The following is a 21,964-nucleotide window of genomic DNA, read 5'->3' as shown; positions in this document are numbered from 1 at the left end:
GCGCCGCCGCAGCGTCAATCGGTTTGCAGCATGGCCTTCCTGCGCAGCTGCCCGCAGGAGGCGTCGATATCCCCACCCAGCTTGCGCCGCACTGTAGCAGTGACGCCGTGAGACTCCAGCCGCTTCTGGAACTGAGCCACCCGGCGGCTGGGCTTCAGTGGGCTTTCCGCCACATGGTTCAGGGGGATCAGGTTTACATGGCCGGGGGTGCCCTTGAGATGCTTGGCCAGCAGATCGGCCTGCCAGTCGGCGTCGTTCACCCCGTCCACCATGGCGTACTCATAGGAGATACGCCGTCCGGTCTTTTCAAAGTATCGGCGGCAGGTGTCAAAAAGCCGCTCCACCCCCACGCTCCTGTTTACCGGCATGAGCCTGCTGCGGGTCTCATCATCGGGGGCATGGAGGGATACCGATAACGTCAATTGTAACTGATACCCGGCCAGTTTGTCAATTTGTTCAACCAGGCCGCAGGTGGACAGGGAGATGTGCCGCATCCCGATGTTGAGCCCGTCAGGGCTGTTCACCAGGGACAAAAAGCGCAGCACCGTGTCAAAGTTATCCAGGGGCTCTCCGATTCCCATAAGCACAATGTTGCTGATGGGCAGGCCGGAATCCACTTGAGTAAACAGGACCTGGTCCAACATTTCAGCCGGTGTTAAGTCCCTTACCTTGCCGCCCAGAGTAGAGGCGCAGAAGGCGCACCCCATACGACACCCCACTTGAGAGGAGATACACACAGTATTCCCATGATGATAGCGCATCAAAACAGTTTCGATACAATTTCCGTCGGATAAACGCCATAAATATTTGATGGTGCCATCCTGGGCGGATACCTGCTTGCGTTCCACCTCCGGCGGGCAGAGGATGCAGTCGGCCTTCAGCTTCTCCCGCAGAGCTTTGGACAGATTGGTCATCTCATCAAAAGAGCGCACTCCCCGGTGGAGCCACTGAAAGACCTGCTTGGCCCGGAAGGCGGGCTCTCCCAGCTCTTTGAAATAGGCGGTCATTTCCGCCAGATCCATAGATTTGATGTCGGTCATGCCTTCCTCCTCAATTTGGCGAAGAAAAAGCCGTCGGTGCCGTGGCGGTGGGGCCAGCAGGTCACCATGCCTTCCCTGGCCCCCTCAAAATCGCCGGGCACCTGGAAGCCCTCTAATGTAAAGTCTTTATGCTTGTCTAAAAACGTCCGGACTACGTCCTCATTCTCTCGCTCCAGCAGGGTGCAGGTGGCGTAGAGCAGCACCCCACCCGGCCGGACGTAGCGGCACACGTTGTCCAGAATGGCCTTCTGGACCTGGGGCAGCCCCTCCAAAGGCTTGGGGTCCTTATAGCGGATATCCGGTTTCTTGCGGATGATGCCCAGCCCAGAGCAGGGCACGTCTGCAATCACCAGATTAAATCTGTCAAGGAATTCCTCTTTACATTCTTTTCCGTTTAAAACCTGAGCAGAAATGCACTTCTCCAGTCCCAGTCGTCTGGCCCCTGCCTGGATCAGATCGATCTTGTGGGGATGGATATCGCAGGAGGTCACGCTCCCCTGTCCATCCATGGCAATGGCAGCGGCAAAGGACTTGCCGCCGGGGGCGGCGCAGGCATCCAGCACCGCCATGTTCCTCCTGGGGCCGGCGGCCAGCACCGCCAGCTTTGCGGCGGCATCCTGAATGTAAAAGAGGCCCTTCCGGAAGGCAGTCAGCTCCTCCAGACTGCCGGTATGGAACAGCAGCAGGCAGTCGGGCAGCCAGGGGTGAGGCTGGACCTCCACCCCCTCTGCCTGAAGGGAATCGGTTACTTCTTCCACCGTTGCCTTGGTGGTGTTCACCTGGGCGCAGGTGGGTGGTTCCCCGTTGTTTGCCGCCATGAGGGCGGCAGCCTCTTCCCTGCCCAGCCGTTGGCAGAAGGCCTGATACAGCCACTGGGGGTGACTGTATCGGATTGCGGGATCTTTGGGGGGCTCCAGGCTGTCCTTTTGTCGAATCAGGGATCGAAGCACCCCGTTGACCAGCCCGGCGGATCGGGGGTTTCTGGAGCTTTTCCGAGCCAGATCCACCGCCTCACTGACGGCGGCATGGTCGGGTACTCTGTCAAGGGAAAGAACCTGATAGGCTCCCAGCCGCAGAATATTGCGAATCGCGGGCTCCATCTTTTCCAGCTTTACCGTGGACAGCTTGCCCAGATCGTCATCCAACAATAGTTGATTCTGGAGTACCCCGAAGCACAGCCGGGTAGCCAGGGCAGCGTCCCGGCTGTCCAGTCCGGCGGACCGCAAGGTCTTTTTCAAAAAGCCATCCGACCAGGCGCCCTGTTGTTCACAGGCCACTAGAGCCCGAAGGGCTACTTCTCTGGCGGTCATGTCAATCCCTCCGACGGCTGTTGAAGGCCAGTACATAGCGCAGCAGCTGGGCAATAGACACCAGCAGCGCGGCTACATAGGTCATGGCGGCGGCCCCCAACACTTTCTTGGCTCCCTGCAGCTCCTGAGCGTCCAACAGATGGGTCTCCCGCAGAGAGCGAATGGCCCGGCGGGAGGCGTCAAACTCCACCGGCAGGGTGACTACCTGGAACACAGTAGCAACGGCAAAGAGCACCACGCCTACCGCGAACAGGGGCCGGGAGTACATCGCAAAGCCCAGAATAATGAGCAGAATGGAGATTTGAGAGCTGAAATTGCAAACCGGGATGATGGCGCCCCGTACCTTGATGGGGCCGTACTCCTGGGCGTACTGAACGGCATGGCCTGCCTCATGGGCGGCCACCCCCACCGAAGCGATGCTGGTGGAGCCATAAACAGCATCGGACAGCCGGATGGTGTTGGTCCTGGGGTCGTAGTGGTCGGTGAGTTTGCCGGAAACCCGGGTCACCCGAACGCCATAGACCCCATGGGCCCGCAGTACCTCCTCCGCCGCCTGGGCTCCGGTGAGCCCCCTGCGGCTGGCAACCCGGGAATAGCGGTTGAAGGTGGAGGACACATTGAGCTGAGCCAGCAGGGCAATGAGAAAGGCCGGCATCAGAATGATCCAGTAGTAAGGGTCAAAATAGTTGAAGAAATACATGGTTTTCCTCCAGATTGGGTCACATGATTTGTCCTCCGGTGAGGAACCAGGTCAAGTTGAGCACAAATCCCGCCACCATCACCACAGCGATCCCCACCGTCAGTTTGGGCCTGCCCTCTGTCAGGGCGGCGGCAAACAGGAAAAAGGGCAGAGCGCAGGACAGGTAGCGGCCCGCACTCAGCAGCCAGGACAGGGAGTAGTTGAGTACCAGATAGACAAAGCCGTACAGGGTGTACATACTGCGGAACTTTTTCCAGGCCCACACCAGCAGTCCGAAAAAGATCGGGAACAGCAAACTGGTGGGGATCCAGATCTGGTATCGCACCAGCTCTGTGGGATAGGACAGGGCGTTTTGAAGCACGTACCACAGGGTATCGGCCAGGGGACAAAACCCCTGACTCCAGTGCTGCTGCATCATTGTAAAGGCAAATGGGTTGCCGGTTACGTGCCAGTTAAGGAGCAGATATACCAAGGTTCCAACGGCGGGCAGCAGCAGGACGGGCAGTTTACGAGCGATGGCTTTCCAGTCAAACCGGCCCAACTGCTCTACCAGCTCCGCCCCGGCGGCTCCAATGAGCAGGATACCATGCATCCGGGTCATGGCAGCCAAAAGGCCCCACACCCCCGCCTGCCACCACTGGTGGCGGCGGATGGCCCACAGCCCTCCGGCGGTGGTGAGGAGAAACAGGCTCTCCGTCATGATGCCGCCAAAAAAGAAGGCGTATGGATATACCGATAGAAACAATACCGCCCGCTTGGCCCCTCCCCTGCCCAGCTCGAAGGCGGCCAGACGGTAGACAAAGACGCAGCCAGACGAATAGCACAGGAACGAGAGCAACAGCCCTGCCGCCATAGTATTGCCCGTCAACAGGGAAATCACCCGCATGAGCCAGGGGTACAGAGGGAAAAACACCAAAAAGAGATTTTTCCCATCTTCCATATAGCCGGAATAACCCAACTCTGCCAGATTGACATAGTGCAGGCCATCCCACCGCTTCCAGACCCACAGAGCGGCGTCGGGGCCGGAGCCAGGATAGAGCACCAGACAGGCTGCCAAAGCCACCAGAAGAAAAACCAGAATACGGAACAAAAGTGTAATCGTAAATACCATTACACAGTCTCTTCGGTCAGGAATATCGCCTTTGGAGATTGGGTTCTGCCCTGCTAGAGGCACCGGCAGCCCGGCGGCGCCCAGCCACCGCAGCACCAGCGCTCCGCCCAGCGCGGCCGCTATGCCGGTGACTGCCAACGTCCAAATCAGCTTCACGTTTCCTGGTCAGGCACGGACAATACCGTTCCCACCGGAATAGGATGGCCCCGGAGATAGTCGGTAGCCTTCATCCGCTTGCCACCGTCGGGCTGAAGCTCTTCAATCCGCAGCTGGGTACCACCGCCGCAGGACAAGACCAGCCCCTCTTTCCCGGCGGCCAGTACGGTACCGGGAGCGGTGTCGGTACAGCCCTCTAACACAACAGTAGAAAACACTTTGCACCGTTTATCCCCCAGAGTTGCTACCGCCGCAGGCCATGGGATCAGACCCCGGACCTGATTGTGGAGCTGCCAGGCGGTATGGGTAAAGTCCATAGGGGACAGCTCCCGGCCCAGCATAGGGGCTAAGGTCGCTTTGTCATGGTCCTGGGGGGTGCGGGTCGCCGTACCGGCGGCGATCTCTGCCACCGTGTCCACCAACAGCCTGGCCCCCAGCTGGGCCAGCCGATCATGGAGAGTCACCACCGTCTCATTGGGGTCAATAGGAGTGGCGGCCTGGGAGATGATGTCTCCTGCATCCAGGTCGTGGGCCATATGCATGATGGTTACGCCGGTTTCGGCGTCGCCGTTGAGTACCGCCCAGTTGATGGGAGCCGCCCCCCGATAGTTGGGCAGCAGGGAGGAATGGACGTTGATACATCCCTTGGGAGGAGCGGACAAAATGTCGTCGGGAAGGATACGCCCATAGGCTGCCACCACAATGAGTTCCGGAGCCAGCTCCTGAATCAAGGCCAGAGCGGTGCCGTCCCGCAGCTTTGTGGGCTGATACACCGGGATATTGTGGGCCAGGGCGCACTCCTTTACCGGCGGGGCCTGGAGCTTCATGCCCCGGTTTTTGGGCTTGTCTGGCTGGGTGAACACACCGCACAGGTCGTGACCCGCCTCGATCAGGGCCTCCAGAGAGGGTACCGCGAAATCCGGCGTGCCCATAAAGAGGATCCTCATGCCTGCTCCTCCCCTTCCGCCTCCATCAGCTCATCCAGCTCCTCGTTGGTATACAGCCGGTCGGTCAGTTCGGAGAACAGGTGGCCATCCAGGTGGTCGATCTCATGGCAGAAGCAACGGGCCACAATGTCCTCCCCTTCCACCTCAAAGAAGTTGCCGTTCCGGTCCTGAGCCCGCACCTTGGCCTTCTTGGGACGCTTTACCACGCCCCAACGGCCAGGGACCGACAGGCAGCCCTCAAAGCCCTCCTGCTCTCCCTCCTGAGCGATGATCTCAGGGTTAATCAGCTCCAGCATCTGGTCGTTGGCGTCCACCACAATGACCGCCCGGCGAAGGATGCCCACCTGGGGGGCGGCCAGTCCGGCGCCATTGGCGTTGGCCAACGTCTCTTTCAAATCGTCCAGCAGATCGTGGAGCTTTCCGTCAAATTGGGTTACAGGACGGCAGACCTTATGCAGAGCCGGGTCGCTGTCGTTGAGAATGGTACGCAGAGCCATAATTGTGTTCCTCCTAATCCAATGGGTTCACGTCGGCAGTTACCGACACCCCTTTGTTTTCTTTGTCAGTCTGAGCCGCCCGCAGCAGGGCGGCGATCATATCCCGCACCGGGCGGGTATTGGTACAGGCCAGTGTCAGCCGGTAGCGGTAACGCTCGTTGATTTTGGCAATGGCCGCCGGGGCAGGCCCAAGCAGCTGGACCGCCAGATTCTGATAAGCCGGCAGCTTCAGCCAGGTTTCCAGCGTGCGCCGCAGACGCATACAGGCGCGCAGTACCGCGCTCTCCAACCGCCCGGAGGCGGTGAGCACAAACAAATCCCGGAAGGGCGGACAGCCCCGCAGCTCCCGCAGGGCGATCTCCTGCCGGTAAAAGGAATCATAGTCCTGTTGGGCGGCACACCGGATCACATCGTTGTCGGGGGTATAGGTCTGGATAATGGCCCTTCCCCCTTTTTCTCCCCGGCCAGCCCGGCCCACCACCTGGGTGAGCAGGGAAAACGTACGCTCTCCTGCCCGGTAGTCGTCTACATAGAGGGACTGGTCGGCGGAAATGACCCCAACCAGAGTGACGTTGGGAAAATCCAGGCCCTTGGCCACCATCTGAGTGCCCAACAGCACCGGGATACGCTCCTTTTCAAAGCGGGCCAGCAGTTTTTCGTGGCTGTGGGTGGCTGAGATGGAATCGGCGTCCATCCGTAGGATCTCCAGACCCGGCAGGGCCTCGTTCAGCTCCTCCTCTACCCGCTGGGTACCCGCCCCGATGAAGTTCAGGGTCCCGCCGCAGGAGGGGCAAGCCGGAGGTAAGGTCTGGGAGTGGCCGCAATAGTGACACATCAGCCGCCCATTGGCCGAGTGGTAAGTGAGGTGGACGGAGCACCGGGGGCAGGTTGGTACTTCGCCGCACTCCCCGCAGCTCACCATCCGGCTGGCGCCCCGGCGATTGAGAAGCAAAATGCTCTGCTCTCCCCGGGCTGCCGCCTCTTTTACGGACTGGATCAAAGATGCACTTAAATCGGTACCGTTGCCGGAGCGCAGTTCCTCCTTCATGTCGATGATATCCACCGGCGGCAGGGCACGCTGGTTATACCGCTGCTTCAGTACAAACAGATGGTAGGCGCCCCGTTCCGCCTGGTACATGGTCTCCACCGATGGTGTGGCCGAGGCCAAAAGCAACAGCGCGTTGTGCTGGACGCATCGAAATTTGGCCACCTCTCTGGCATGGTATTTGGGTACATTTTCTGACTGATAGGTGGACTCCTGCTCCTCGTCCAGCACGATAAGACCCAAGTCTTTCAGCGGTGCGAATACGGCGGAGCGGGTGCCAATGACCACCCGGGCCTCCCCCGCCTTGACGCGCTTCCACTCGTCATACCGCTCCCCCGCCCGAAGGGAGGAATGGAGTACGGCAATCCGTTCCCCAAAATGGGCGGCAAAAATCCGCATGAGCTGGGGGGTGAGTGAGATCTCAGGTACCAGCACCAGGGCGGTGCGGCCCCGCCGCAGGGTTTCATAAATCAGCTTTAAATATACCTGGGTCTTTCCGCTGCCGGTGACGCCGTACAGCAAAGCGGCGGCAGGGGCTCCGGCGGCGGCAAGTGCGTTGAGCTCCTCAAAGGCTCCTTGCTGCGCCTGGTTCAGAATCGGCTCTTCTGCTGGCTCCACCCCATCCACCATTACCCGGCGGTAAACCTCCCGGCGCTCCAGCGAGATGACCCCGCTTTTCACCAGCGCGCGCAGGGTGGCGCTGGACGCGCCGGTAAAATAGCACAGCTCCTTGGTGGAGGCCTCGCCCACGGCGCACAGCAATTCTACCACCGCGTAGCGCAGGGGCGCGGTCTTCCGCCGGGCTGCCGCCTGATCCAAAGCTTCTTGGGCTGGAATCGCCAGGGTGGCTACCTGTTCGGTCTTGTCCCCTACCCCACGGGAAGCGCTGGTCTCCAGCGTAACGATACCCTTATCCCGCAGCAGCTTTAAGGCGGGGTTGGGGTCTTTGGTTCCAAAGGCCTCCCGGAGGGTGGTCACGTCGGTGCAACCGCCTCCTGCAAAGAGCAGTTCTACCACCCGTCTGGCGTGCTCTGATTTTCCGGCGGCCTCATAGGCCGCTTCTCTGTCCACGCCCTGGGCGATTTTCCACTGATCCTGGAGCGCATAGTACAGCCCCGCCGGAAGCATGGCCCGGGCAGCGTCGTACACAGTACAGAACCAACGCTCCCGCATCCAAAGGGCCAGCTTGAGGGCTTCTCCGTCCAGCACTGGATACTCGTCCAGTGCGGTCAGCACCGGCTTGAGATCCAATTCTGCTGCCCCATGTTCTTCCAGGGCCAATACAATGCCCTCCGTATGACGGTTGCCCGCGCCAAAGGGGATAATCACCCGCATACCGGGCCGGAGGGTTGGAAGCAGTTCGGCGGGCACCGCATAATCATAGGGCTTGTCGATGGCATAGGTGGCGGCTTTCAGGGCAACCTTGGCTACCATATCCGCTCCCTCCATCCCCCTGAGGACAGTCTGAGGCAAGCGGCAGACGCTCCCGCCTGTCGCTTGCCTCTCATTCCTCTCATATCAGGCTTCTTCTTCCTCACCCAGAGAGACCTTACCCTCGGCCACCTCCCGGATGGCAATGGTGACAGGCTTATCATCCAGGGAGATCCCGGCATCCTCCGCCTCGGTCGCCACCTGACGGGCCCGCTGGGCCACTACGTTTACCAGCATATACCGGCTGGGTACCTGCTCAAGCAGTTGATTCATAGGGGGTTCGAGCATCATATTGTATCAGACTCCTTCTACCAGATTCATGCGGTTCTTGGTGCGGCAGCCCTCCGCCGTTAACACGGCGATGATCTCCGCCGCAGCGTCAGACACCTTGTCGTTGACCACCAGATAGTCGTAATTGGGGATCTCTTGGTACTCCTCCCGGGCCTTCTGGAGCCGGCCCTGAATCACCTCTTCGCTATCGGTGGCCCGACGGTGCAGGCGGCGGGAAAGCTCCTCAAAGGAAGGGGGAATGATGAAAATACAAACCGCGTCAGGACACTTGGTCCGCACCTTGGCGGCTCCCTGTACCTCAATGTCCAGCAGCACATCAATACCGGCGTCCAGCTTCTCCTGAATCACCCGCAGAGAGGTACCATAATAATTATGGACATATTCCGCGTATTCCAACAACTCATCGTTGGCGATCATCCGTTCAAATTCATCCCGGGAGACAAAGTTGTAGTTGACTCCGTTCTCCTCTCCCACCCGGGGCTGCCGGGTCGTGAAGGACACGGAAAAATGGATGTCCTTGCGCTCACTGAGCAGCTCGGCGATCACAGTACTCTTCCCCACCCCGGATGGACCGGAGAGCACAATCAATGTACCCCGTTCTTTCTTTTTTCCCATCAAGGCGCCTCTTCCTCCTCCACGGCTTCCACTGGCTCTTTTCCGCCCAAGCGTCCGGCCACCGTCTCGGTCTGGAGAGCGGAGAGCACGATATGGTCGCTGTCCATAATGAGTACAGCCCGGGTGCGCCGGCCATAGGTAGCGTCGATCAGGTTTCCCTTGTCCCGGGCCTCCTGTACCATTCGCTTAATGGGGGCGGACTCGGGGCTGACGATGGCGATGAGCCGCCCTGCGGATACCATATTGCCAAAGCCGATATTGATCAGTTTCATCCGCCCGCTCCTTACTCGATGTTCTGGATCTGCTCCCGGATCTTCTCGATCTCGGCCTTGATCTCCACCACATAGCCGGCGGTCTCAATGTCGCTGCATTTGGAGCCGATGGTGTTGGCCTCCCGGTTGAACTCCTGGATCAAAAAGTCCAGCTTGCGGCCGATGGCGCCCCCCTGCTCCAGCATGTGCTCCAGCTGGGACAGATGGCTGCGCAGACGAACCGTCTCCTCATCCACCGCCACCTTGTCGGCGTAGATGGCCGCTTCAGTGAGGATACGGCTCTCGTCGATCTGGGTATTCTGAAGTACCTCATTCATCCGGGTGAGCAGCTTGGCGCGGTAGTCGGCCACAATGCCGGGGGAACGCTCCTCCACCTTGGACACCAAGCCCGCGATGGTATTGGCCCGGGTGCGTATATCCTGACACAGCTTTTCCCCTTCCCGGCTCCGCATAGCGTCAAAATCGTCCAGCGCCAAATCCAGCACCGAGCAGATGTCGGCAGACAGGGCCTCCAGATCCTCTTGTGTCTTTTCCACCAGAAATACATCCTGGAACCGGGAGAGCAGGGACACCGAAATGTCATCCCGCAGACCGTAGGTATCCCGCAGGTCCTGCAGAGCGGCAAAATAGCCGTCGGCCACCGGCTTATTCACCGAGATGGTCACATCGCCGTTGGCGGAAGGGCCGATGGTGACAAACACATCCACCTTGCCCCGGGAAATACGGCTTTGAACCCGGGCTTTTACCGCGTCCTCGGCAAACACATAGATACGGGGCAGCTTGACGGTACAGTCCAGATAACGGTTGTTCACCGAGCGCAGCTCCACCGTAATGGCGCGGCCATTGACAGCGGCCTCTCCCCGGCCATAGCCGGTCATACTCTTGACCAAATGGGGTTCCCCCTGTTCCTGTATAGTATGCTCCGCCGCTGGAAGGGCTCAGCTGACGGAGGCTCCAATCTTGTATATTATACCAAACTACCGATTCTTCCGCAAGACCCTGTCCACCCGGGCGGTATAGAAGGCAATGAGCTTGGAAAATCCCACATCATAGAGGACAAATCCCAGGTTGCCCGCGCCAAAGACCATCCAGGTCTGGCTGAGCGCAGCGGGGAGAAAGGGCAGAAAAAGAGCTTTCAGTCCGAACCATAATATTGCCAAAGCCAGGTTGCACACGGCCAGTTTACACACCCACTCCAGGACCCGGCTGGGCATACGCTCCAATAGGCTTTTCATCATAGGCCACAGCCCAAAGAAGATCAGATAGAGCAGGGCCACGCTTTTGCTTGGAATCAGCAGCAGACCCAGAATACCGGTGGCGGCATAGGAAAAAAAGCCCGCGCCCAGTCCAGCGGACACCACCGCCCCTGCCGGGAATATGCCCGCTAAAGCCACCACACCCAGCTTGCCGGTTGGAGCGAGAAAGGCCAGATAGAGGCAAATCAGGGAAAGGCCGGTGAGCAGCCCCACCAGAGCGGTCCGGCCCGCTCCGCCGCTATATCGTCCGCGCCCGCTCATATCAGTTTCCGCAGCCGCCGCACAGGCAGTTGAGGCACATACAGGCGGTACACAGGTCGCAGGCGTCCGGTCCGCCGCCGTAGCCATAGGGCCGGTAGGCCCGCCCGCCCTGCCGCATCATCAGCAGAGCCTGCCGGTATTCGGCGTTGGAGGGGTCCATATTGCAGGCGATCTGAATGTGCTGGGTGGCCTCGTCCAGCCAGCCCTTCCGATAGGCCAGAGAGCCGCTGAGAAAATGCCACTCGGCGTCCTGATTAGGAGCGGTGCGCAGCAGCTGCTCGGCCCGGCTCAGATCCCCCACATTGATGGCCTGGCGAATTTGATTATACAGGCCGGCCCCCTGACCGCTATACTGCTGCTGATAGCCGCCCTGATAACCGCCTCCCTGATGGCCGCCGCTCTGGTAGCCTCCACCGCCGGCGCGCATCTTGGTGATGGTATCGTAGGCCTCGTTGATTTCCTTCATCTTCTCCTCTGCCAGGTCGGCCAGAGGATTGTTCTGGTAGTTGTCGGGATGATATTTCCGGGCCAGCTCCCGGTAGGCTCGTTTGATCTCGTCGTCGCTGGCGTCCGGTTTGACGCCCAGCACGCTGTAAGGATCGCTCATGTATGTTTTCTCCTGTCTGTATGATTGGCGGCCTTCCACTGGCCGGTAAACACCAGCTCCTCCACGGCGGGCAGGCCCAAGTAGAGGATATTCTCCACTGTTCCCTGCCAGTGACCCAGCTCCAGCAGCGCCATGGCCGACCGGGCCAGATTGAGGGAGTGGCGCAGAGTGGTACGCATGGTCTCCCTTCCCTCCTCCGCCCTGCCGGAAAAGCGGGCCAGAATGGGGTTATAGGAACCGGTGCGCCGGTCATCCTCCAGGTCGTCCCAGGCGTCCACCAGATAAATCCACCGGCCCACATGATAGAGCAGCTGCTCCATAGCCCGGTCCCGTCCTGCGTCTCCCGATGGGGGCGCGGCCGCCGCCAGGAGTCGGGCAAAGGTATCCGCTGTCCGATCCATGGAGGGACACTGTTCCCGCTCCAAGTTCTGAAGCTCCTCCAGACACTGGCGGACTTTGGCGTCAAAATCCGGCCGGGCCGCCGCCGCTCTGCGGTAACCCCGGCCCAGCAGCCGGGACAACAGCCGGGCGGGCAGACCTTTCCAGAATCCGCTGTCTGCCACCGTATCCCGCAGTTTCCAGTAGCTGAGAATGGTACCGGCATCAGCTGCCGCATCCACCCCCATAGAACGGACACAGGACTTTTTTCTGCACCACAGGCGGGCGGGACAACCCTTGCGGACCAGCTCTGGCCTGGTGCCGTCCAACAGCATGGCCAAAAAGGTGAAATCGTAATTGAGAAACATCCGGGCCATAAAGCCGTGGCGCTTTCCGAGAGCATAGCACACACCGCAATACAGCGCCTCATAGTCCCGGTTCTGCCCAACCTTCAGCTCGTCTCGGTAAGGACGCACATAACCGAACATCAGTCAGCCGGATTGATGGCGGTGATGCAGAAGGTAATGGACTGACGGCGCCGCACCTGCCGGTCCAGCAGTACCGCCAGAAGTACGCCTACCGCGAAGCCGATCCCGCCTGCGGCGGCGCTGATACCGCTGCTCAGCTGAGCGGCGGCACAGAGGAAATACCCCAGGAAAAATAAGAGGAAGGGGACCAGATAGACCACTACCGCCGCCTTGAGAACGCCGCTGGTAGAGGATTCCACCCGCACCATGTCTCCGGGCATAGCCCGCACCGGATTAGCCGCCGTAACAGCTACCGTAGAGCTGACCATCAGCTCACTGCACCCGCCGCCGCACTTGGAGCAGTCATGGCCGCAGGCGGATTGACGCTTGACCGCCACCTCCGCCCGGCCGTCTGGGAATACCTTGGTTACTTTCGCTGTCTGAATCATGAAATCACCTGAATTGTTCGCATTCAACTATTTTTACGAAAGGGAGACGGAAATGGAGTAGTCTCCCACCACACCCACATTGCTGCTGCCGTCCAGATAGACCTTCACCGGCACCGTGCGGCTGCCGGTGGACGGGTCGGTGGTGGAAAGGTCGGCCACAATACGCAGCTGGGACTCTGTGATCTTGTTGACCTCTTCCTCCGGGCCCCGGATGAGGACGCTGCACGATTTGGTGATGGCCTCCGGCGTGTAGCCCTCCGGAGCGTTGATGAGCTCAATGTTGCTTACCTTCATGGTGCGGGTGGTCAGACCCTGGATGCTCACCGTCACGGTCACCTCTGTGATGCCGCTGACATTGGTCAGCTCAGGCGACAGGGCGATCTCCTTGGTAAAGGTATTGGTGCTATACACATCGGACAGGTCAATATCCCCCAGAGAAATTTCTTTCAGCCCCTCCAGATCGGACTGGCTGCCCGACACCATGATGGAGTCAGCGGGCTCAATGGTCACCTTGGCGTCAACCGCGGTGGCGCCGCCGCCGTCAATCAGGTTCACGGTAAGGGGCACCTCCTTGAGTACCTCCACCGGCAGAGTCACCAAAACCGTCTGAGGCTGGGCCTGGACGTTCGAGTTCACCACGGGATTGCCATCCTGGTCAATGAGGCTGACCGAGCACTGCTCGCTGTAGGTCTCGGTCAACTCCTGCTGAGATACCGTTACCTGGGCATACTGGATCTGATCCACCAGCTCCTCCTGGCCGCTGATGGTGATGGTCTCCGGGGTGATGGAGAACTCGCCCCGCTGATAGCCCTCGGCCACACTGCCCTCAAAGACCGCCTGGACAGGAATATCCTTCTCCGTCCAGCGGGAGACGGTAAAGTCCACCGTAGCCGGGCTGGTATACCGCAGATCAATGGCGTCGGTGGTGGCAATAGACCGGGGATAGCTGATGATGCGGGTGGTAATGGCGATGGACTGCTCTCCCGGCTCCGTGATGCCGGACACGTCGATGGTGACCGTCACGTCGCCCTGAGACAGGCGGGCAAACACGTCCCGCCGGGCCTGAATGTTGAGGCTGACTGTCTGATTGGCCCCCTCAGATATCATCAGGCCTCGCTCCTCCAGCACGTCCAGACCGGTATATACCACCTGGACGTTTCGCAGAGTACCGGTGGTCAGAGGATTGGCCTCCTTACCTACATAGATCCAAAGCACAAAGGCCATCAGGATGGAGACCAGAATATAAAACCACTTGCTGTCAGTGATCTTTTTCACCATTCTGCTTCTCCCCCTTTCCGCCCCGGAGCAGGCCGATCAGCTTGAATTTGGCCGGGGTCTCGTTTACATCCTTTTCCGGCAGCAGCTCGTTGCGCAGCAGCCGTTCCAGGGTCTCGGGGGCCAGATGCCGCTTGAGCATCCCCCCTACCGCCACAGAGATGGAGCCGGTCTCCTCAGAGACGATGGCTACCACCGCATCGGTGTGCTCACTGGCGCCGATGCCCGCCCGGTGGCGCATGCCCAGCTCCCGGGACAGGTTTACGTTGCCCGACATGGGGAGCATACAGCCCGCGCCTACGATTCTGCCGCCCCGGACGATGACGGCGCCGTCATGGAGGGGCGCTTTGTTCCAAAAGATGTTTTTCAGAAGCTCGGCACTGACGGTACAGTCCAGGGCGGTGCCGGTCTTAATGGCGTCGTCCAGCATGTTTTTCCGCTCAAAGACCATCAGCGCGCCGGTTTTGGACTTGGACAGCGAGGTATAGGCCTCCACCGTTTGTGTGATGGCGCTGTCCAGCTCGTTGCGCTCCTCGGCGTGGGTAAACACCTGGCCGATGTTGGTGCGGCCCATCTGCTCCAGAAAGCGGCGGATCTCCGGCTGGAAGATGACCACCAGGGCAACGCCGCCCCATTCTACCAGCTTGCCCAACAGAAAGTTGACCGTATTGAGGCCGAAACTGGACACCCATAGAGCTACCAGAAAAACCAGTACACCCTTGGCCACCGCTCCGGAGCTGGTGCGGCGGACGAGCATAATGAGCTTATAGATGATGAAGGCCATGATGAGGATGTCGATGACATCGATAATCCCAATGGGGGTCACCATCGCTTTCAGCTGTTGCAGCATATACAAAATGCCTTCCATATCTCCACGTCCCCCGCTCCCCGGCGGCGCCGGTCATTCCATCCTGGTCAGACCTTTATCCGACCTTCTTTAACCAATTTATTATACTGTATTCCCCTACGATTGACAAGGGCAAGTAAGATCAATTTTCTGTGAATTCCGCCCACCGTTCCCGGTTTCCCGACAGGGTCCGGCTCTGTGGTAAACGGCGAGAAACCCTCCCGGCCCGCGGCGCTGGAGGGTTTCTCGTTCAAGTCTGTTTGGGGATGGAAAAGCGGCCTGTTGAACCGGTGTGCGGGCATAAACGGGAGATCTCCCATACAAACCGGTCCATCTCCGCCGGAGTATTGAAGTCGGACACGCTGGCCCGAACAGTGCCTGCCTCCAGGGTGCCGGCATTCTCATGGGCCGAGGGGGCGCAGTGCAGCCCAGCCCGTACCGCAATTCCCCGGTGGCTCAGGGCCTCCCCCACTTCCTCGCAGTCCATTCCATCTATCTGGAACGAGAGAACGCCTCCCTGACAGGCGGAGTCCGCCGCCAGAAACAACTTCAGGCCTGGCAAACGGGACAACCCTGCCGCGGCCCGGCGGATCAGGCCCCCTTCCCGCTGCCCGATCGCCTCCGGTGTGCGTTTTGCCACATAGCGCAACCCCGCCAGCAACCCGGCGATTCCGGGCAGGTTGTGGGTCCCCGCCTCCAGCCGGTCGGGCAGATAGTCTGGCATGGTCTGAAGGGCTGAGGCCGAACCAGTCCCGCCGTAGAGCAGGGGCAGGGTGTCCCCGGCGCAGAGGAGCAGGCCAGTCCCCTGAGGGCCGTATAATCCTTTATGGCCGGGCATGGCGATGAAGGACGCACCCAACGCATCCTGCCGCACCAGACGGCAGCCGGCAGACTGGGAGGCATCCACAATGAGCGGCACTCCACGGCGGCGGCAGAGAACAGCCAAATCCTCCACTGGCAGAACATAGCCGAATACATTGGATATATGGGTGCAGATCACGGCGGCGGGATGGGCCTCCAGTCCGGCTTCAAAGGCGTCCAGCTGGGCCTGTTGGTCAAAAAGAGGGGCTTTGGCCACCTGAATCTCCGCCCCTAAGGCGTGCAGAGGCCGGGTAACTGCGTTATGCTCCCAGGGAGAAATGAGCACCCGGTCACCCGGCTTTACCAGAGAATGAATGGCAATATTGAGGCCGTGGGTGGCGTTGGAGGTAAACACCACCTGCTCGGGATTCTCCATGCCAAAGAGCTCCGCTGCCGCCTGACGGCAGGCAAAGGCGGTCTCCGCCGCCCGGCGGGCAGGCAGATGGCCTCCCCGGCCGGGGCTGGCCAGATTTCCGATGGCCCAGGCGGCGGCCCGGGCCACAGAGGGTGGCTTTTGCAGCGTGGTGGCAGCGCTGTCCAAATAGATCACAGCCCTACCTCCCGGTAGCCGCCATCCTCCGCCTGAAGAAAAATTCGTTTTGGGGTGAGGCCTGCCCGGTTGAGAATCACCAGCGCGGCGGTGAGATTGCGCTCGGACACCTTGACACAATGGCTGCACCCGTCCCGGTCAATGAGTTTGGGGGATCGTAGAATCCGGGCCGTGATCCCCGCCCGCTCCAGCGCGGCGGCCGTCCGCTGGGCGTAGGTCAGGGAGCGGCAGACGATGAGATAATAGACCATAATAAAAACGCTCCTCTCGCACCAGCGTATGCCGGAGCGGAGAAGAGCGTGACGCAGAACATCATCGATGCAGGGACGGCCTTGTGACAACCGTGATTTAGACGGATTCCAACAGGCAGACGGCATGGGCGGCCATACCCTCCCCTGTTCCGGTAAAGCCCAGTCCTTCCTCGGTGGTGGCCTTGACGCTGACCTGATCCACCTCAATTCCAAGCCGGTTAGCCAGATTGGTCCGCATCTGGGGAATGTGGGGGGCCAGCTTGGGACGTTGGGCCAGAATGGTGGCGTCGATGTTGCCCACCCGGTACCCGGCATCGCTCAGCCGCTTCCCCACCCTCTCCAGCAGCACCAGACTGTCAGCCCCGGCATAGGCCGGATTGGTGTCGGGGAAGAGCTTGCCGATATCCCCCAACGCTGCCGCCCCCAACAGAGCGTCCATAATGGCATGGGTGAGTACGTCAGCGTCAGAGTGGCCCAGCAGACCCTTTTCATAGGGGATATCCACTCCACCTAAAATGAGTTTCCGGCCCTCTGTCAGCTGGTGTACATCGTATCCGTGTCCAATTCTCATGGATGTTCCCTCCAGGTCAACAGAGCCTCGGCCACCGCCAGATCCTCCGGGGTGGTCAGCTTCAGATTTCGGTAATCCCCCTGGGTCAGAGCCACGCCGATACCCAGCCGCTCCACAGCGGAGCAATCGTCGGTCAGCTCTGCTCCTTCCTCAAGGGCCTTAACCAGGGCGGTGCGGATCAGATCCCGCTGAAAGACCTGGGGAGTCTGGACGGCATAGAGTATGGAACGGTCGGGGGTGTGTTCCACCAAGCCGTCCCGAGCTACCTTTATAGTATCCTTCAGAGGAACGGCGGGGGCAGCAGCGCCGCACTGCTCCGCCCGCCTGATAACGGCGTCCAGTACCTCCGGACTGACCAGCGGCCTGGCTCCATCGTGAATAGCGGCCAGATCCATGTCTCGGCTCAACTCCTCCACCCCGGCCAACACCGAGTGGGTACGGGTAGCACCCCCCCGCACCACCTTTCGCACTTTGGACAGGGCGGCATCTTTGCACAGACTGCTGATGGGGACAATCAGGTCTTCCCGGGTGACCACTACTATTTCGGCAATGTGAGGGCAGTCGTCCAGCGCCCGCAGGGTATGCAGAATGACCGGAACCCCATCCAGAGGCAACAGCAGCTTATCCTGCCCCATCCGGGTAGAGCTGCCCGCCGCCGGCACCACCGCGCCGCAGCGGATGGACGGCGGAGCGGAGTGATGAAAAAGCCGGGAAAGAAACCCTGCCATTGTTTCCTCCTTCTGCAAAAAAGGAGCCTGCTGGCCCCCTTTTTACACTGATCTGGGCAGGACAGTAAGTCTGTTCCACCATGATATCTATATACCTAATATACCTATTACGCCATGGCGGTGTTGATGCGGGCTTCCACATCCTCATAGCTGGCGTTTTGAGACAGTACGATCTCTGAGATCAGAATCTGTTTGGCGGAGTGGAGCATCTTGCGCTCCCCGGTGGACAGTCCCCGCTCCTCATCCCGGTGAGTCAGCCCTTTCACCACACGGGCCACCTCCAACAGATCCCCGCTTTTCAGCCGGAGCATATTTTCCCGATAACGGCGGTTCCAGTTGGGGGTCATGTCCACCTCAATGTCGGGAATGGCGGCAATGACGCGGTCCGCCTCCTCCCCGTTGATGACCGGGCGCACACCGATCTCATCGCTGTTTTCTGTGGGGATCATCACCAGCATTCCGCCCACAGGCAGCTTAAGCATATAATACTCCCGCACGACACCGTTGATTTTCTTCTGCACAATGCTGTCCACAATGCCGGCACCATGCATCGGGTGAACGATTTTGTCCCCTACCTGAAACACGATCCCACCTCCCAGTAGATCCGTCCGGTTTTCCTACACTCCTTACCTTGTTTTATCCAATACAAATCTATTATAGACTTGATTGGAATACTTTGCAAGTAAAATTACTTGCATCCTTGTAAAAATAGCGGGACACAGGGCGAAAAAACCGTTTTTTCTGCCTCCAGGCCCCATTGTCTGTCTATGCTCGGTCATAGAGCAACGAAAAACCGGGGACGCTCCACAGAGCGTCCCCGGTTGGGATGCGGAATTACTCCTCCACAGGAGCGGACTCCTCCTGACCGCCCTCCAGCAGAGCGCGGATGGACAGGGAGACCTTCTTGTGGTCGTAGTCGATGTCGATGATCTTCACGTCCACCATCTGGCCCTCGCTCAGTACGTCGCCGGGCTTGTCGATGCGGTGGTCGGCGATCTGGGAGATGTGGATCAGACCATCCACACCGGGCACGATCTCAGCGAAGGCGCCGAAGGTCATCAGCTTGACCACGCGGACATTGGCCACGTCGCCCACCTGATACTTGCCGGTGAAGATCTCCCAGGGGTTCTGGGTACGGTCCTTCATGCCCAGAGAGATCTTCTTCTTCTCGGGGTCGAAGGAGATGACATACACCTCCACGGTGTCGCCCACGGAGACGACCTCGGAGGGGTGCTTGATGCGGGACCAGGACAGCTCGGAGATGTGGACCATGCCGTCCACGCCGCCGATGTCCACAAAGGCGCCGTAAGAGGTCAGGCTCTTCACGGTACCAGTGTAGCGCTTGCCCTCCTCGATGTTGGCCCACACCTCGGCGGCCTTGGCAGCCCGCTCCTCCGCCTCAACGGCGCGGATGGAACCCACCACGCGCTTACGGGCGCGGTTAACCTCGGTGATGCGCAGGCGCACTCTCTGCTTGACCAGCTGGCTCATGGGAGTATCCCGGGGCAGGCCGGTCTGGGAAGCGGGTACAAAGACGCGCACGCCCTTGATGGACACGACCACGCCGCCCTTGTTCTCCTCGGTGACCACACCCTCCATAACGGTGTGATCCTCCTTGGCCTGCTCCACGTCTTCCCAGCTCTTCACGGTGTCAAGGCGCTTCTTGGAGAGGGTGACAACACCCTCCTGGTCGTTCACGCGCATGACATAAGTCTCGATCTCATCGCCGACTTTTACCAGATCCTCGACCTTGACCGTGGGGTCGTCGGTCAGCTCGGACACCGGTATGTAACCGGCGTGCTTGGTGCCAAGATCCACATAGATCTCAGTAGGCGTAATGCCAGTGACAACGCCCGTGACCTTCTCCCCTGTATTTAAAGTCTTGATCGATTTCTCCAGCATTTCAGCAAAGGATTCCTCGATCTCAATGTTTTCGTCGCTCATTTTGTCATAGACCTCCTTTATAATCCACTCAGGCGTGGACGCGCCCGCAGTGATTCCAATAGAAGCCTTCCGAAACAGGGTGGAAGGTTCCAGCTCCGCCGCCCGTTCGATCCAAACCACCATGGGGCAGAGCGCCTTGCATAACTCGGACAGCCGTCTGGTATTGGAGCTTTCCCGCCCGCCGATGACGACCATAGCATCGCTTCGGGCGGCCAGCGCCTGGGCCTCAGACTGTCGTTTATACGTAGCATTACATATTGTATCAAAAATTTTTAAATTTGTACACTCTTTTTTTGCTTTTTTTACGCACTCTGTCCAGATAAAGTGGGTGGAGGTGGTTTGGGACACCATGGTAATGGGCATCTCCTGCCGCTTCGGGTCCTCTTCCAGCCACTGTGTCAGAGCCGCTTTCCCTTCCAGCACAACGGGATGGGCACACCATCCGGCGATGGCCTCCACCTCCGGGTGGTCGGGCATCCCGATGATGAGCACCTGCCGCCCCTCCCCTTCTGCCTCTTCCACAATCCGGTGGATGCGGGAGACATTGGGGCAGGTGGCGTCAATGACGGGGCATCCCCGTTCTGCCAGGGCCTGATGGACCGCCCTTCCCTCTCCGTGGGAGCGGATGATAACCGCAGTACCGGCAGGCACCTCCTCGGGAGTCTGGACCAGAGCCACCCCCTGCTCCTTCAAATAGTCAATCACACTGCTGTTATGAATGATGGGCCCCAGCATGGCGCAGGGCTGGCCGCTGCGGGCGGCCTGCTCGGCCAACTCCACCGCCCGGCGCACACCGTAGCAGAATCCGGCGGACCGGGCCAGCTCCACCCTCATCGGCCGGCCTGAGGCTGGAGCGCCTCGATACGGACCATCAGGTTCTCAGAAATGGCGTGGTACTCCTCCGGAGTGGCACGCTTTCCGGAGGTCTGGGGGTAGTAGGGCTCCCCAATAACCACGGGATTCCAACGGAACCAACGTTTCTCCGCCGGGACGTAGATGGGCACGATGGGCACGCCGGTACGGGTGGCCAGCATGGCGGCCCCCGTCTTGGCGTCGCCGAAGTCGCCGTCCTGGTGGCGGGTCCCCTCAGGGAACATGAGCAGCAGCTCCCCGCCCTTCAGGTATTTCATAGCGGTCTTGATGGCCCCGATGTCGGCCTGGCCCCGCTTGACGCCGAAAATGCCGCCCTTTTTCAAGATCCAGCCGATGATGGGCCAGTGCATGACCTCTTCCTTGGCCATAACATGAATGGGATGCTTCAGTCCCAGGGCGTAGGCAATGAAGAGGGGGTCGCTCATTCGGGTATGGTTGGCACACAGCAGGGCCCCGCCGGTGGGAAAGTTGCTCTTGTTGATACACTTGGTTGGTTTGAAGATGCGGAAGGCCGGCCAGAGCACCAGATAGGACAGAAAGTAGATGATGTTCATGCCTGCAGCCGCTCCTTTACGATGTTCATCAGCAGCGCAAGGCTCTGGTCCAGGTCCAGCTCGGTGGTGTCGGCCAGTACTGCGTCCTCCGCCTGTCGGAGGGGCGCGGTGGCTCGGTGGGTGTCTTTCTCATCCCGGTCCTTTACATCCTGAAGTATGGTGTCGTAATCGGCCTCTTCTCCCCGCTCCCGCAATTCCAGCCAGCGCCGGCGGGCCCGGGCCTCAGGGGCGGCGGTGAGGAAGATCTTCACATCGGCCTGGGGCAGCACCACAGTACCGATATCCCGGCCATCCATCACCACATCGTGTTCCTCCGCCAGCTTTCGCTGCCGGTCCAACAGGAAGGCCCGCACCGCTGGCAGGGCGGACACGCAGGAGGCGTACCGGGAGATCTCATGCTGCCGGATGGCCTGAGACACATCCTCTCCGTTAAGGTACATCCGTTGCACACCGTCCTCTCCATAGCCCATGCCGATCTCCAGGTTGGGCAACAAGGCGGTCACTGCTTCACTGTTCTCCGGGTCCACCCCCGCCCGGCAGGCCTGTAGGCCCACTGTGCGGTAGATTGCCCCTGTATCTACATATAAATAGCCCAGCCCTTTGGCCAGGGCCCGGGCCAAGGTGGATTTGCCCGCCCCTGAGGGCCCATCAATGGCAATACTCCTGTGCTTGGTCAT

The 21,964-nt window shown here is 59.9% G+C and carries 25 protein-coding genes; all 25 read right to left on the bottom strand.

What is annotated here, in order from left to right:
* Positions 1–14: 14 nt before the first annotated feature.
* The 25 genes from rlmN to cmk all read right to left on the bottom strand — a co-directional run bounded on the left by rlmN (position 15) and on the right by cmk (position 21,964).
* Entirely contained in the window at positions 15–1,040 is a 1,026-nt protein-coding gene (rlmN, locus tag Q0J75_RS07005) for a 23S rRNA (adenine(2503)-C(2))-methyltransferase RlmN (protein WP_297198732.1), read from the bottom strand.
* Positions 1,037–2,350, bottom strand: coding sequence for a 16S rRNA (cytosine(967)-C(5))-methyltransferase RsmB (gene rsmB / locus Q0J75_RS07000; RefSeq protein WP_297198729.1), 1,314 nt, complete (start codon positions 2,348–2,350; stop codon positions 1,037–1,039). Before rsmB ends, rlmN begins: the two co-directional genes overlap by 4 nt.
* A gap of 1 nt (position 2,351) precedes the next feature.
* The gene (locus Q0J75_RS06995) at positions 2,352–3,050 is read right to left on the bottom strand and encodes a zinc metallopeptidase (RefSeq protein ID WP_297198726.1); all 699 of its coding nucleotides are present in this window, start codon (positions 3,048–3,050) and stop codon (positions 2,352–2,354) included.
* A 19-nt stretch (positions 3,051–3,069) separates the two neighbouring features.
* On the bottom strand, positions 3,070–4,317 hold the full coding sequence (locus Q0J75_RS06990; protein ID WP_297198723.1) for a glycosyltransferase family 39 protein: 1,248 nt from the start codon (positions 4,315–4,317) through the stop codon (positions 3,070–3,072).
* Positions 4,314–5,264, bottom strand: a complete 951-nt coding sequence (gene fmt, locus Q0J75_RS06985; protein WP_297198720.1) for a methionyl-tRNA formyltransferase — start codon at positions 5,262–5,264, stop codon at positions 4,314–4,316. The genes Q0J75_RS06990 and fmt overlap by 4 nt, the downstream gene beginning before the upstream one ends.
* Positions 5,261–5,761 (bottom strand): peptide deformylase, encoded by a 501-nt coding sequence (gene def / locus Q0J75_RS06980; protein ID WP_297198717.1) that lies wholly within the window; start codon positions 5,759–5,761, stop codon positions 5,261–5,263. The genes fmt and def overlap by 4 nt, the downstream gene beginning before the upstream one ends.
* Before the next feature lie 13 nt (positions 5,762–5,774).
* Positions 5,775–8,240 (bottom strand): replication restart helicase PriA, encoded by a 2,466-nt coding sequence (gene priA / locus Q0J75_RS06975; RefSeq protein WP_297198714.1) that lies wholly within the window; start codon positions 8,238–8,240, stop codon positions 5,775–5,777.
* 84 nt (positions 8,241–8,324) lie between these two features.
* Complete coding sequence (gene rpoZ, locus Q0J75_RS06970; protein ID WP_297198711.1) at positions 8,325–8,528, bottom strand: DNA-directed RNA polymerase subunit omega; 204 nt, start codon at positions 8,526–8,528, stop codon at positions 8,325–8,327.
* Between the two features lie 6 nt (positions 8,529–8,534).
* Positions 8,535–9,146, bottom strand: coding sequence for a guanylate kinase (gene gmk / locus Q0J75_RS06965; RefSeq protein WP_297198708.1), 612 nt, complete (start codon positions 9,144–9,146; stop codon positions 8,535–8,537).
* The gene (remA, locus tag Q0J75_RS06960; protein WP_297198706.1) at positions 9,143–9,415 is read right to left on the bottom strand and encodes an extracellular matrix/biofilm regulator RemA; all 273 of its coding nucleotides are present in this window, start codon (positions 9,413–9,415) and stop codon (positions 9,143–9,145) included. Before remA ends, gmk begins: the two co-directional genes overlap by 4 nt.
* Positions 9,416–9,426: 11 nt before the next feature.
* Positions 9,427–10,305 carry a YicC/YloC family endoribonuclease gene (locus Q0J75_RS06955; protein WP_297198703.1) on the bottom strand — a complete coding sequence of 293 codons (879 nt, stop codon included), beginning with the start codon at positions 10,303–10,305 and terminating at the stop codon, positions 9,427–9,429.
* Positions 10,306–10,392: 87 nt separating this feature from the next.
* On the bottom strand, positions 10,393–10,932 hold the full coding sequence (locus Q0J75_RS06950; protein ID WP_297198700.1) for a hypothetical protein: 540 nt from the start codon (positions 10,930–10,932) through the stop codon (positions 10,393–10,395).
* Position 10,933: 1 nt separating this feature from the next.
* Complete coding sequence (locus Q0J75_RS06945; RefSeq protein ID WP_297198696.1) at positions 10,934–11,539, bottom strand: J domain-containing protein; 606 nt, start codon at positions 11,537–11,539, stop codon at positions 10,934–10,936.
* A complete protein-coding gene (locus Q0J75_RS06940) occupies positions 11,536–12,393 on the bottom strand; it encodes a DUF5685 family protein (protein WP_297198693.1) in 858 nt (285 codons plus the stop codon). The genes Q0J75_RS06945 and Q0J75_RS06940 overlap by 4 nt, the downstream gene beginning before the upstream one ends.
* Positions 12,394–12,404: 11 nt before the next feature.
* A complete protein-coding gene (locus tag Q0J75_RS06935) occupies positions 12,405–12,833 on the bottom strand; it encodes a SoxR reducing system RseC family protein (protein WP_297198690.1) in 429 nt (142 codons plus the stop codon).
* A 33-nt stretch (positions 12,834–12,866) separates the two neighbouring features.
* The gene (locus Q0J75_RS06930; RefSeq protein WP_297198687.1) at positions 12,867–14,111 is read right to left on the bottom strand and encodes a CdaR family protein; all 1,245 of its coding nucleotides are present in this window, start codon (positions 14,109–14,111) and stop codon (positions 12,867–12,869) included.
* A complete protein-coding gene (gene cdaA / locus Q0J75_RS06925; RefSeq protein WP_297198685.1) occupies positions 14,092–14,976 on the bottom strand; it encodes a diadenylate cyclase CdaA in 885 nt (294 codons plus the stop codon). Before cdaA ends, Q0J75_RS06930 begins: the two co-directional genes overlap by 20 nt.
* A 229-nt stretch (positions 14,977–15,205) precedes the next feature.
* Entirely contained in the window at positions 15,206–16,366 is a 1,161-nt protein-coding gene (locus Q0J75_RS06920) for an aminotransferase class V-fold PLP-dependent enzyme (RefSeq protein WP_297198682.1), read from the bottom strand.
* Complete coding sequence (locus Q0J75_RS06915; RefSeq protein ID WP_297198678.1) at positions 16,363–16,617, bottom strand: DUF3343 domain-containing protein; 255 nt, start codon at positions 16,615–16,617, stop codon at positions 16,363–16,365. The genes Q0J75_RS06920 and Q0J75_RS06915 overlap by 4 nt, the downstream gene beginning before the upstream one ends.
* A 97-nt stretch (positions 16,618–16,714) precedes the next feature.
* Complete coding sequence (ispF, locus tag Q0J75_RS06910; protein ID WP_297198675.1) at positions 16,715–17,188, bottom strand: 2-C-methyl-D-erythritol 2,4-cyclodiphosphate synthase; 474 nt, start codon at positions 17,186–17,188, stop codon at positions 16,715–16,717.
* A complete protein-coding gene (ispD, locus tag Q0J75_RS06905; protein WP_297198672.1) occupies positions 17,185–17,916 on the bottom strand; it encodes a 2-C-methyl-D-erythritol 4-phosphate cytidylyltransferase in 732 nt (243 codons plus the stop codon). The genes ispF and ispD overlap by 4 nt, the downstream gene beginning before the upstream one ends.
* Before the next feature lie 107 nt (positions 17,917–18,023).
* The gene (locus tag Q0J75_RS06900; RefSeq protein WP_297198669.1) at positions 18,024–18,500 is read right to left on the bottom strand and encodes a CarD family transcriptional regulator; all 477 of its coding nucleotides are present in this window, start codon (positions 18,498–18,500) and stop codon (positions 18,024–18,026) included.
* Between the two features lie 250 nt (positions 18,501–18,750).
* Complete coding sequence (locus Q0J75_RS06895; protein WP_297198666.1) at positions 18,751–20,694, bottom strand: bifunctional 4-hydroxy-3-methylbut-2-enyl diphosphate reductase/30S ribosomal protein S1; 1,944 nt, start codon at positions 20,692–20,694, stop codon at positions 18,751–18,753.
* Complete coding sequence (locus tag Q0J75_RS06890; protein ID WP_297198663.1) at positions 20,691–21,287, bottom strand: lysophospholipid acyltransferase family protein; 597 nt, start codon at positions 21,285–21,287, stop codon at positions 20,691–20,693. The genes Q0J75_RS06895 and Q0J75_RS06890 overlap by 4 nt, the downstream gene beginning before the upstream one ends.
* A complete protein-coding gene (cmk, locus tag Q0J75_RS06885) occupies positions 21,284–21,964 on the bottom strand; it encodes a (d)CMP kinase (RefSeq protein ID WP_297198660.1) in 681 nt (226 codons plus the stop codon). Before cmk ends, Q0J75_RS06890 begins: the two co-directional genes overlap by 4 nt.

Origin of the sequence: uncultured Flavonifractor sp. (genome assembly GCF_944385615.1) — a bacterium.
GTDB lineage: Bacteria > Bacillota > Clostridia > Oscillospirales > Oscillospiraceae > Flavonifractor.
The sequence above is the reverse complement of the archived record's forward strand: the minus strand, read 5'-3'. Positions and strand labels throughout refer to the sequence as shown.

Bases quoted from the DNA above. Each gene is read 5' to 3' on its own strand.
- rlmN (WP_297198732.1), bottom strand. From the start codon at position 1,040: ATGACCGACATCAAATCTATGGATCTGGCGGAAATGACCGCCTATTTC.
- rsmB (WP_297198729.1), bottom strand. From the start codon at position 2,350: ATGACCGCCAGAGAAGTAGCCCTTCGGGCTCTAGTGGCCTGTGAACAA.
- Q0J75_RS06995 (WP_297198726.1), bottom strand. From the start codon at position 3,050: ATGTATTTCTTCAACTATTTTGACCCTTACTACTGGATCATTCTGATG.
- fmt (WP_297198720.1), bottom strand. From the start codon at position 5,264: ATGAGGATCCTCTTTATGGGCACGCCGGATTTCGCGGTACCCTCTCTG.
- def (WP_297198717.1), bottom strand. From the start codon at position 5,761: ATGGCTCTGCGTACCATTCTCAACGACAGCGACCCGGCTCTGCATAAG.
- priA (WP_297198714.1), bottom strand. From the start codon at position 8,240: ATGGTAGCCAAGGTTGCCCTGAAAGCCGCCACCTATGCCATCGACAAG.
- rpoZ (WP_297198711.1), bottom strand. From the start codon at position 8,528: ATGATGCTCGAACCCCCTATGAATCAACTGCTTGAGCAGGTACCCAGC.
- remA (WP_297198706.1), bottom strand. From the start codon at position 9,415: ATGAAACTGATCAATATCGGCTTTGGCAATATGGTATCCGCAGGGCGG.
- Q0J75_RS06950 (WP_297198700.1), bottom strand. From the start codon at position 10,932: ATGAGCGGGCGCGGACGATATAGCGGCGGAGCGGGCCGGACCGCTCTG.
- Q0J75_RS06945 (WP_297198696.1), bottom strand. From the start codon at position 11,539: ATGAGCGATCCTTACAGCGTGCTGGGCGTCAAACCGGACGCCAGCGAC.
- Q0J75_RS06935 (WP_297198690.1), bottom strand. From the start codon at position 12,833: ATGATTCAGACAGCGAAAGTAACCAAGGTATTCCCAGACGGCCGGGCG.
- Q0J75_RS06930 (WP_297198687.1), bottom strand. From the start codon at position 14,111: ATGGTGAAAAAGATCACTGACAGCAAGTGGTTTTATATTCTGGTCTCC.
- cdaA (WP_297198685.1), bottom strand. From the start codon at position 14,976: ATGGAAGGCATTTTGTATATGCTGCAACAGCTGAAAGCGATGGTGACC.
- Q0J75_RS06915 (WP_297198678.1), bottom strand. From the start codon at position 16,617: ATGGTCTATTATCTCATCGTCTGCCGCTCCCTGACCTACGCCCAGCGG.
- ispF (WP_297198675.1), bottom strand. From the start codon at position 17,188: ATGAGAATTGGACACGGATACGATGTACACCAGCTGACAGAGGGCCGG.
- ispD (WP_297198672.1), bottom strand. From the start codon at position 17,916: ATGGCAGGGTTTCTTTCCCGGCTTTTTCATCACTCCGCTCCGCCGTCC.
- Q0J75_RS06895 (WP_297198666.1), bottom strand. From the start codon at position 20,694: ATGAGGGTGGAGCTGGCCCGGTCCGCCGGATTCTGCTACGGTGTGCGC.
- Q0J75_RS06890 (WP_297198663.1), bottom strand. From the start codon at position 21,287: ATGAACATCATCTACTTTCTGTCCTATCTGGTGCTCTGGCCGGCCTTC.
- cmk (WP_297198660.1), bottom strand. From the start codon at position 21,964: ATGACCAAGCACAGGAGTATTGCCATTGATGGGCCCTCAGGGGCGGGC.